This window comes from Vibrio genomosp. F10 str. 9ZD137, assembly GCF_049974785.1.
Taxonomy (GTDB): Bacteria; Pseudomonadota; Gammaproteobacteria; order Enterobacterales; family Vibrionaceae; genus Vibrio.
The window spans coordinates 1-1688 of record NZ_JBNGCJ010000785.1 but is presented as its reverse complement, the minus strand read 5'-3'; the positions used below and the strand labels follow the sequence as shown (position 1 = coordinate 1688).

The 1688-nt window shown below is 45.0% G+C and carries 1 protein-coding gene; it reads left to right on the top strand.

Annotated elements, in window-relative coordinates; translation table 11 throughout:
- The coding region (locus ACP45E_RS18300) for a VCBS domain-containing protein (protein WP_198927758.1) at window positions 1-1215 on the top strand (1215 nt) is incomplete at its 5' end.
- Window positions 1216-1688 lie beyond the last annotated feature (473 nt).

The window sequence follows — 1688 nt, the reverse complement described above, 5'->3', positions numbered from 1 at the left end:
GGTGATAAACAAATTATTACCATCAATGTGCATGGCACTAATGATAAACCAACAATTTCTGAAGTTATCGCAGGTGCACATAACATTGATGAAGATGCTGCAAATACGACCTCTGGGCAAATTATTATCAGCGATGTTGATCATAGCGATCAACATTCTGTCAGTATTGATAGCCAACATCAGCCACAGTATGGTTCTGTTACCTATAACAGCAATACACAAACTTGGGTCTACACACTTAATAACAGCAATAGCCATGTTAATGCTTTAAATAATGGTGAACAATTGACCGATAAGTTTTCTCTATTGGTCGATGATGGACACGGGGGCGTTACAACTCAAGAAGTTGAAATGCGCATTGATGGACACAGCGATGTTCCACCAATGCCAACCCTAGTTGCCCCTGCAAAAATTACCGGCAGTGCAGGCAATCAGGACCTGCATGCGTCAATCGGAATTCCTCCAATTATTCACCAAGGAACGCCTACGCCAATGACTGGCTGGGGAATATCAGATCACCACGGACACTCTCTCACTGCATTACACGGTCAATTTGGTACTTTGCATGTCAATCCTGCAACCGGAGAGTTGAGTTACGATTACCAACAAACTTCATCAGGCGTCGTTAAGACACATACAGGAGGCTCTTACGGTAGTGGTACAGACGAAACCGACTCGTTTGTTTTAACCCTAGGAGGCGATCAAAACTCACAAGTCGCTGTGCACCTACATTTACATTCGCAATCCGTCCATGGAAACAGCGGACATCACATTGACCAAACCACACTAACTGGCATGGATTTATCGCCAATCGCTCCACCACCTCCTCCAGCACCCGGCATGAGCCAAGCGGATGAACCGGATGCCTCTTTCAGCTCCCCTGATGAAGTTACTCTTAATTTTGATGAGGTGACGGCAAACCTAGAACATACAGCGATAGGCGAACACGAACAGCGTTCTGGTGCCCATGCTTACCTAGACGCTCTGGGTATTAATGCTGACTCGCCGTCTATAGATTCACCGTCACACAATGTACCAGTGGCACAGGATATCGATATCATTTTCAGTGATGCCGAGAGTGCTTATGGGGCTGAGCAAACTGACGACAGTATGAGTGACGCACTGTCTCACCATACCGAAAGCCCATCTTTTGATGATTCTTTACACCATCATAATGATATTGACGGATTGCCTGACATAGACCCAAATAACTAGGGTCTGTTGATCTTTCGAGCTGTTTTTTGCAGCACTTTGTGGGAAATTTCTACAAGGCAGAGGCTTTGAAGTGTAGCTAGCCTACATGAGAAGCTGATAACGCAGTAGAAATGAACCACAAAGACTGCCCGAAGGGTTCGGCTAGAATCGTTTTATGCTTTGTTAAGAAGTATTAACTTAGAATGACTAGGCTACATACTCCTTGCCGCGCCTAAAACGATTCTATCTCGAACAAAATTTAACCACGAAAGGTCAACAGACCCTAGAACATCACCCCTTCGGTAAACAAAAAAGGAGCACGACATGTGCCCCTTTCATTACTCTAGTCAGCCAGATCGGGGACTTTAACGTTCCCCAAACGCGACACTCACATTGGTATAAATCGGTTTCCATAGGTACTGAAAAACCGATTTCTCACCCGTTGTAATGTCAACTTCACCGGTCATACCCGGTAAGATAACAAACTGTTCAGG